Genomic DNA, 6,956 nt, shown 5'->3' on the forward strand with positions numbered 1-6,956 from the left:
CCGCACAACAGTGCGATCCGCCAAGCGCGAAGCCGATGTTCTCGCCATGCTGAGGGTCGGCGGTGCCGAGCCGGGCGATGCGCTTTCCTTCGCCTACGCCGATCTGATGACAGACCCCGGCTGGCTGGAAGCGGTCGCGGGATGCCAGTACGTTCTTCATGTCGCTTCGCCGTTCCCGCCGGGCGTGCCGAAACACGAGGACGATCTGATCGTTCCTGCGCGCGAGGGTGCGCTGCGCGTGCTGCGGGCCGCGCGCGATGCGGGCGTCAAACGGGTGGTGCTCACCTCGTCCTTTGCCCCCATCGGCTATGGCCAGAGGCCAATTCCGGGCAGTCCGTTCACGGAAGAGAACTGGACCAACCTGGCGGCCAAGGTAAGCGCCTATGTGAAGTCGAAAACGCTGGCGGAACGTGCGGCCTGGGATTTCATTGCCAGCCAGGGCGGAGCGCTGGAACTGACGGTCGTCAATCCGGTCGGGATCTTTGGACCGGTCCTGGGGCCGGATCATTCGACCTCGACGGACTTCATCAAGCGCTTGCTGGACGGCGAGATGCCGGGTCTGCCGCGCATGGTGTTCGGCGTGGTCGACGCGCGGGACGTGGCGGACCTGCATCTGCGCGCCATGACCAGTCCCGCCGCCAAGGGGGAGCGGTTCCTCGCCATCAGCGGCGATTTCATGACGACGCTGGGGATCGCACAAACGTTGAAATCGCGGCTGGGCAGCGTTGCGTCGCGCGTTACGACGAGAATGCTACCGGACTGGCTGGTCCGGACCGTCGGACTGTTCGACGGGCAAGCAGCCCAGATCGTGACGGAACTGGGCAAGGCCAGAAACGCAACCGGGGCCAAGGCCATGCGCATGCTCGGCTGGGCGCCGCGATCGCGCGAAGAAGCGCTCGTCGCCACCGGCGAAAGCCTGGTCCGGCTCGGATTGCTCAAAAAGTCGAGGTGACGCGCCCGGGAGAGTACCCCCCCAGGCGCAACGGTTCAGCCAAGCAGTGCGGCTTTGTTCCCTTCCAGGAACTGCTTGAGCGTCTTCGGCTTGCGGCCCGACAGCGTCTCGATAGCGTCGGTTACCATGCCGATACGGCCGGAGCGTGTGTTGGCGTCGAAGGATACGACAATTCGCGCAAAGTCCTCGGGAAGGCCGGCCGCCTTGACGCCCTCGGTCAAAGCCTCGTCAGGTAATTGGATAACCTCCAGCGGCTTGCCAGTGACTTCGCTCACCAGAGCGGCAATTTCGTTCGTCGTGTAGGCATGCGGGCCGGTCAGCGTGTAGACGCGGCTCTCCGTCGAGCCGGAAGCGAGGCTCGCGGCGATCGCGGCGGCCATGTCGTCGCGCGCGGCGTGCGCGATCCGACCGTCACCAGCCGACGTGTACCACTTGCCCGACGAAATGGCGTGCGGCAGCGCCATGAAAAGGTTCTCCTGGTACCAGCCGTTGCGGAAGATGGTGTAGGCAATGCCGCTCGCCTTGATGGCCTGCTCGGTGCCGTAGTGGTCGCCGGCAAACAGCACCGGCGAGACCGGCTCGGGATTGGGCATCGAGGTGTAGAGGAGGTGCGAGACGCTTGCCGCCTTGGCTGCGGCCACCGCGGCCTGATGCTGCTTGAGGCGCCGGTCGCTCTTCAGGTCGAGCTCACCGGTCGAGACGATCAGCACTCGGTCGGCGCCTTTGAACGCGCGCTCCAGCGAGGCCGGATCGTCGAAATCGGCCGGCCTGACGACAATGCCGAGGGCTGCCAGGTCGCGGAGATTTTCGGGATTGCGCGTGGTTGCGATGATATTTGCCGGCGCGACTTTCTGCGCATCGAGCAGATGGTTGATCACGGCGCGGCCGAGATGGCCGGAAGCGCCGGTGACAAGGAGAGTTTCGGTCATGGGAAGTTCCTGAAATTTGCGTCGAAGGGGTCTGAACGATGGTCTCAAAAAGAGACCAGCACTAAAATAAGAATTGACCAAGGGCCGTAAAGAAGGCAGTTTTCCGGGAGGTAGGCACAGCCGGGGAACCACCGGCGGGTCGCCGTTTCGATCAATGGATGTCGCGATGGACAGCAAGATCTTCAGTCTGAAATCGAAGCTCGAGGTCTACAAAGCCATGACCGGCGGCGGCAATTTCGCCGACTGCCCGGTCCGCGATGTGATCCAGGGCATCAGCGGCAAATGGAGCTCGCTGCTGGTCATGGCTTTGGCCGAGAAGCCGTACCGGTTCGGGGAGTTGCGCCGCCTGGTGCCCGACATTTCGCAGCGTATGCTGACGCAGACGCTCTACGACCTGCAGCGCGACGGCTATGTGCATCGCGAAGTCTTTCCGACCAAGCCGCCGAGCGTTGAATACAGCCTCACCGATCTCGGCCGCTCGATGTTCGCGCCGTTGCAGATGCTGATCCAATGGGCCGAACTCAACCACGATGCCGTTCGTGAGGCGCGCGTCGCCTTCGATGCCGCGCAGGCCTGAGCCTTTCCTTCCCCGATACAAGCGTCAAAACGTCGCTTGCGCCGGTGCCGCAGTTGCTCGCCGCCATGGTCGCGGGAACGGTGATCGATCCGTTCAGGCCGATCGGGCTTGCGGAATCGCAATGGCCTGCAGCCGGATCATCCGCGATAGATAAGATGCCTTTGCCCGCAGGAAGGCGTGCAGCCGCAGCGGATAGTCCGGACTGACAGCCTCCTTCACCGATTGCCGGTCGCTCAACGCCTTGCGCCAGGCCTGGACGAGAGGCTTACCGTCCAGGATGCCGCTAGCGCCGATCTCGTCGAACGTGTCGAAGTAGCGAAAGATCTGCCCGTAGACGGCGTCGACCAGCGAGAAGCGCTTCCCGGCGAACCACGGACCGCTCCGCCTTGCCGACAGTTCCGCCTCGACACGCTCAAACAGTTCCGACAAGCCGCTGCTTTCCTTGAGGAAGCAGGCCTCATCGGCGGCGGAATAGAAGCGCCCTATGGCGTTGAGGATGGCCGAACCGAATTCGACCCAGGAGCGGTGCCTGGCCCGCATGAGCGGATCGGCCGGGTGCAACGGATTGGCCTGCGTCTCCTCGAGGAATTCGAGAATGACGGCGGATTCGAAAATGATCTCCTCCTTGCTGCCGTTTCGAACGCAGAGCAGCGGTACCTTGCCGAGCGGCGAGATAGCCTTGAACCAGTCGGGCTTGCTGGCAAGGTCGACATTGACGCGCTCGAACGGCACGCCTTTCTCGGCGAGGGCGATTGCCGCACGCTGGACGTAGGGGCAAAGGTGATGACTGACGAGGGTGAGTTTGGCCGTCATCTTATTCTCCCCAGACATAGTTCAGCGCGCCGTCCTCGACGCGGGTCGACAGGAACATCAGGCGCGAGCCCTTCGGCGCCGGGCCTACGAGGCGCTCGCCGCTTTGCATGTCGAAGCGGGCGCCGTGCCACTGGCAGATGAAGGCGCCGTCCTTGCAGTCGAGTGGCCCGCCGAAATGCAGGCAGGCATTGGCCGCGGCACGGACACGCTCGCCGCTGCGCCAGACGTGGATCTCGCGGCCGAAGAAAGGCGCGATCAGGCTGCCCGTCTGCGGGATGTCGGCCACTTTACAGATCTCATGTTTCATCGGGAACTCCTTATCGATGCAATTGCATCTATATGAATGCATTTGCATCGACCGTCAAGCTTGATGCAATTGCATCTATCGAATAAAGTTCCTCGATGACGAGAAAATCTCCTGCGCCCGAGGCCGTCAAAGCCTGGGGCCGCCTGATGCGCGTTTCGCGCCAGCTGGTCGAAAAGACCGAGTATGCCCTGAAAGCCGGCGGCTTGCCGCCGCTCGCCTGGTACGACGTGCTGCACGAGCTTGCCGAGGCGGGCGAGGGCGGCTTGCGGCCGTTCGAGCTGATCGATCGCGTTCTGTTGGCGCAGTACAGCGTGTCGCGACTGCTGGCCCGGCTGGAAGCGGATGGCCTGCTGGAAAAGCTGCCTGTCTCGGATGACGGCCGTGGCCAGACAGTGCGCATCACGCCAAGCGGCCGGGAGATGCGCCGCCGCATCTGGGCGGTCTATGGCGCGTCCATTGCCGAGCTGATGGGCGACAAGCTTTCCGCCAAGGAGCTGGAAACGCTGGCTGCACTGCTCGGGCGGCTGCGCGAGCCACTGGCCGGCGATTAGCTCACGAGTGTTTGTGGGTACCGTCAGATTTTTTCGCCGCAGCCTCTTGCGTTGGAAACCCGAATGCGCAATAAGCCGAACCGTAACGTACGGTACGCATTATTGAGCGACCGGGAACGGGTGAAAACGTGTTGCAAGCCGCCGCCGACACCGACAGCAGCGAAACGCTCACCGAGCGGCAGCAGGCCGTTCTGGACGCAGCACTTCGCCTATTGGTCGAAGAGGGCGACAACCTGACCATGACCGCGGTGGCGCGGCGGGCAAGCTGCTCCAAGGAAACACTCTACAAATGGTTCGGCGACCGCGACGGGCTGCTGACGGCGACGGTGCAATGGCAGGCCTCGAAAGTGCGCGTGGCGCCGGTCGACCGCAAAGGCCTCGACCTCGCTTGGCTGACCGCAAGCCTCGAACGCTTCGCTGCCGACTGGCTGAGGGTGATCTCGAGCGATACGTCCATCGCGCTGAACCGTGTCGCGGTCGGCCATGCCGGCTCCGGGAAGGATGACCTTGGCGCGATCGTGCTGCAGAATGGGCGTTTCGCGCTGGCCAGGCGTCTGAAGCCCGTGCTCGAAGCGGGACGCGAGGCCGGGCTGCTCGACTTAGAGGACGCCGAGACGGCGTTCCGGACGTTTTTCGGTCTGGTCGGCCGCGACGTGCAGATGCGGCTTCTGCTCGGCGACCGGCTGCAATTGACCGAGGCGACGATCGGCGGCGATGCCGCCCGCGCGACGCAGCAGTTTCTCGCTCTTTACGGCTCAAGGACCGGGAGAGCAAACAACCGGCCGCAAGGCCCCGGAGCCGGATGATTTCAGGTCAAGTCGACCTGAAATCTGAATCCGGCTCCAAATCCAAGAGATAGAGCATGATGTCGTCCGAAAACCGCTTCACACTTTTCGGCATCATGCTCTGATCTTCAAAACGGGAAGGAAGACGAAATGCGTGTCTATTACGATCGTGACGCCGATCTCAATCTGATCAAGGGTAAGAAGGTCGCCATCATCGGCTATGGCAGCCAGGGCCGGGCGCATGCGCTCAACCTCAAGGATTCCGGCGTCAAGGAGATCGCCATCGGCCTGAAGGCCGGCTCGGCGACCGCCAACAAGGTCGAGGCCGACGGGCTGAAGGTGATGAGCGTGGCGGATGCCGCCAAGTGGGCAGACCTGATGATGATGGCAACGCCCGACGAATTGCAGGCCGACATCTACAGATCAGAGATCGCGCCGAACATCCGCGACGGCGCCGCCATCGCCTTCGCGCACGGCCTCAATGTGCATTTCGGCCTGATCGAGCCGAAGGCTTCGGTCGACGTGGTCATGATCGCGCCGAAGGGCCCCGGCCATACCGTGCGCGGCGAATATCAGAAGGGCGGCGGCGTGCCGTGCCTGGTTGCCGTCAACCAGGACGCCTCGGGCAATGCGCTCGACCTGGCGCTCTCCTATGCCTGCGGCGTCGGCGGCGGCCGTTCCGGCATCATCGAGACCAATTTCCGCGAGGAATGCGAGACCGATCTGTTCGGCGAGCAGGTGGTGCTGTGCGGCGGCCTGGTCGAGCTGATCCGCGCCGGCTTCGAGACGCTGGTGGAAGCCGGCTACGCGCCGGAGATGGCCTACTTCGAGTGTCTGCACGAGGTGAAGCTGATCGTCGACCTCATCTATGAGGGCGGCATCGCCAACATGAACTACTCGATCTCGAATACCGCCGAATGGGGCGAATATGTCTCCGGTCCGCGTATCATCACGGCCGACACCAAGGCCGAGATGAAGCGCATCCTGAAGGATATCCAGACCGGAAAATTCACCTCGGAATGGATGCAGGAATATCGCGCCGGCCTGTCGCGCTTCAAGGGCATCCGCCGCAACAACGACAGTCATCAGATCGAAGAGGTTGGCGCGAAGCTGCGCGCGATGATGCCGTGGATCGCCAAGAACAAGCTGGTCGACAAGGCGAAAAACTAATTCGGTCTATTCATGCGTGAAAGCCGGCGGAGCGATCCGCCGGCTTCTCTCACGCTCAGCCGTAATGCCAATGCGGCTTCGGCTCGGTGCCCGCGAATTCCACGCCGATGCGGTCGTCGCGGCGCCAGCGGACGATCGCCTTGTAGCCAATCCGGTCCTTCGTCACGTAAAGCAGGAATTCGTCGGGCACATGCGCCTCGATCGGCAGCTTCAGTTCGGCGCCGCCAGGATGCATGTTGCGCACCGTGCACATGACCCCGGAATTGTTGATGCCGGTCAGGATCGCCGCGCCCTTCAGCACGCGTTGCCGGCGCTTGCCTCTCAACTCGTTCTCGGTCATGGCGGAGTCGTCCTAGCGGATCGCAGCTTGGCGATCGTCATATGGGGCACCGCATCACGGATAGACGCATCTGCTAAATTTAAGGTTATCGCGTCGCCGTCGGGCGCGCCTTGCCAAAAAGAAACGGCGCCCGCCGGGCGCCGTTGAGCTTCGTGCCGAGGGGCTCAGATATAGGGCGAAATGCACTGCCGGCGCGGGCCGTTATAGGGCTGGAACGTGTTGTCCCAGGCCCGATAGGACCGGTAGCGGTCGTGGCACCATTGGACATGGGCCCTGGAAAGCCGCTCGGTCCGGTAAATGCGCCGCGGCTGATAGTAGCGCGGATAGGGATCGTAATAATAGGGATTGTAGAAATTGTTGTAGGCGAGGCTGCCGAGACCGAGGCCTAGGCCGAGCCCAAGGATGGCCGCGCCCCCGCTGTCGAAGTGGCGATGGCGATGATGGCGATGATGCCGCCAGCGCCAATTGCGATCTCCGTCCCAGTTGCGGGAGAAATGACGTGCGCGGAAGTCGCCGTCACGCCATCTAAAAT

10 protein-coding genes are annotated in these 6,956 nt (G+C 63.0%); 5 read left to right on the plus strand and 5 right to left on the minus strand.

From position 1 onward, the window contains the following. On the plus strand, positions 1 to 952 hold a 952-nt coding region (locus tag EOA60_RS13140), incomplete at its 5' end, for an NAD-dependent epimerase/dehydratase family protein (RefSeq protein WP_128311457.1). Positions 953 to 987: 35 nt separating this feature from the next. Here EOA60_RS13140 and EOA60_RS13145 read toward each other — a convergent pair. Beyond that, entirely contained in the window at positions 988 to 1,881 is an 894-nt protein-coding gene (locus tag EOA60_RS13145; RefSeq protein ID WP_095802008.1) for an SDR family oxidoreductase, read from the minus strand. A gap of 166 nt (positions 1,882 to 2,047) precedes the next feature. Here EOA60_RS13145 and EOA60_RS13150 point away from each other — a divergent pair, with 166 nt between their 5' ends. Further along, the gene (locus EOA60_RS13150) at positions 2,048 to 2,458 is read left to right on the plus strand and encodes a helix-turn-helix domain-containing protein (protein ID WP_066998811.1); all 411 of its coding nucleotides are present in this window, start codon (positions 2,048 to 2,050) and stop codon (positions 2,456 to 2,458) included. Between the two features lie 93 nt (positions 2,459 to 2,551). Here EOA60_RS13150 and EOA60_RS13155 read toward each other — a convergent pair whose 3' ends face one another. Then, a complete protein-coding gene (locus EOA60_RS13155) occupies positions 2,552 to 3,271 on the minus strand; it encodes a glutathione S-transferase family protein (RefSeq protein ID WP_164748349.1) in 720 nt (239 codons plus the stop codon). Position 3,272: 1 nt separating this feature from the next. Continuing rightward, positions 3,273 to 3,578: a Rieske (2Fe-2S) protein gene (locus EOA60_RS13160; protein WP_095826226.1), complete on the minus strand. Its 306-nt coding sequence runs from the start codon at positions 3,576 to 3,578 to the stop codon at positions 3,273 to 3,275. Positions 3,579 to 3,673: 95 nt separating this feature from the next. Between EOA60_RS13160 and EOA60_RS13165 the strand changes: the two genes are divergently transcribed. The 3 genes from EOA60_RS13165 (at position 3,674) to ilvC (ending at position 6,084) form a co-directional block, all read left to right on the plus strand. Then, positions 3,674 to 4,129, plus strand: a complete 456-nt coding sequence (locus EOA60_RS13165) for a MarR family winged helix-turn-helix transcriptional regulator (RefSeq protein WP_095826225.1) — start codon at positions 3,674 to 3,676, stop codon at positions 4,127 to 4,129. 128 nt (positions 4,130 to 4,257) lie between these two features. Next, positions 4,258 to 4,935 (plus strand): TetR/AcrR family transcriptional regulator, encoded by a 678-nt coding sequence (locus EOA60_RS13170; protein WP_164748350.1) that lies wholly within the window; start codon positions 4,258 to 4,260, stop codon positions 4,933 to 4,935. Between the two features lie 129 nt (positions 4,936 to 5,064). Beyond that, on the plus strand, positions 5,065 to 6,084 hold the full coding sequence (gene ilvC / locus EOA60_RS13175; RefSeq protein WP_067323290.1) for a ketol-acid reductoisomerase: 1,020 nt from the start codon (positions 5,065 to 5,067) through the stop codon (positions 6,082 to 6,084). Between the two features lie 55 nt (positions 6,085 to 6,139). Here the strand turns inward: ilvC and EOA60_RS13180 are convergent, their stop codons facing one another. Further along, positions 6,140 to 6,424, minus strand: a complete 285-nt coding sequence (locus EOA60_RS13180; RefSeq protein WP_067323293.1) for a PilZ domain-containing protein — start codon at positions 6,422 to 6,424, stop codon at positions 6,140 to 6,142. Between the two features lie 164 nt (positions 6,425 to 6,588). Then, positions 6,589 to 6,956: BA14K family protein (locus tag EOA60_RS13185; RefSeq protein WP_164899288.1), on the minus strand; the 368-nt coding region annotated here is incomplete at its 5' end.

This window comes from Mesorhizobium sp. M1A.F.Ca.IN.020.06.1.1, assembly GCF_004023265.1.
GTDB lineage: Bacteria > Pseudomonadota > Alphaproteobacteria > Rhizobiales > Rhizobiaceae > Mesorhizobium.